Here is a 774-nt window from a genome sequence, read left to right as displayed (position 1 = left end):
CCGGCAGGGCTCCGCCGAGCAGGAGCACACTGAGGACGACCAGGAGGGCGACGACCCGCGTCCCGAGCTGCCTCAGCGAGCGCACACCAGCACCCACACGTTCCGCCCACCCTCGTGGTGGTGGTCGAGGCGGTCGAGCGCCGCGATCGCCAGCGCCAGCCCTCGGCCGCCCTCGTCTTCCGGGTCGGCCATCGTCACGGCGCTGAGGTCGATGTCCGCGGGCATGCCGTTGTCCGACAGGACGGCGACGAGCTCGGTGTCCCGAGCGGTCAGGTCGAGGACGAACCGACGGCCCTCCTGCGTGTCCGACCGACGGGTGTGCTCGATGACGTTCGCGGCGACCTCCACCAGGGCGGTCTCCAACCGGAACCGCATCGTGGGGTCGTCGATGCCCTGGCCGTCCCACCAGGCGGCGAAGGTGTCCTGCACGGTGTCGAGCGACGCCGGGACCGCGGGGACGTCGATGCTCGCGTGCGTGCTCACAGTGGTCCTCCGACCGTCGTGGACTCGTGCTCCAGGGGCACCGGGGTCTCGGGCCCGCGGTACCGGACCGCCCGGATCACGATGCTGAAGATGAACAGGTCGAAGACGACCCAGGCCGTGTTGACCAGGGGCGCGATGCCCTCCGCCTGCCCGGCCAGGTACCGGATCCCGATCATCACCAGGGCGGCGGCGAGCGCCCCCATCGCGATGAGCTGCGGCTTCACCAGGTCCCAGCGCGGCTTCGCATCGGTGGTGTCGCGGACCTTCGGCGTCACGCGGAAGCCGAGCGGC

1 protein-coding gene and 1 pseudogene are annotated in these 774 nt (G+C 71.6%); both read right to left on the bottom strand.

Annotation, left to right across the window (positions count from 1 at the left end):
• Positions 1 to 72: 72 nt before the first annotated feature.
• Entirely contained in the window at positions 73 to 483 is a 411-nt protein-coding gene (locus DEI89_RS17240) for an ATP-binding protein (RefSeq protein WP_110905280.1), read from the bottom strand.
• Positions 480 to 774, bottom strand: a pseudogene (locus DEI89_RS17235) (cellulose synthase); the annotation flags it as partial. The gene DEI89_RS17240 and the pseudogene DEI89_RS17235, both read right to left, overlap by 4 nt.

Origin of the sequence: Curtobacterium sp. MCBD17_030 (assembly GCF_003224255.1) — a bacterium.
Lineage (GTDB): Bacteria > Actinomycetota > Actinomycetes > Actinomycetales > Microbacteriaceae > Curtobacterium.
This window is presented reverse-complemented; position numbering and strand designations above follow the sequence as displayed.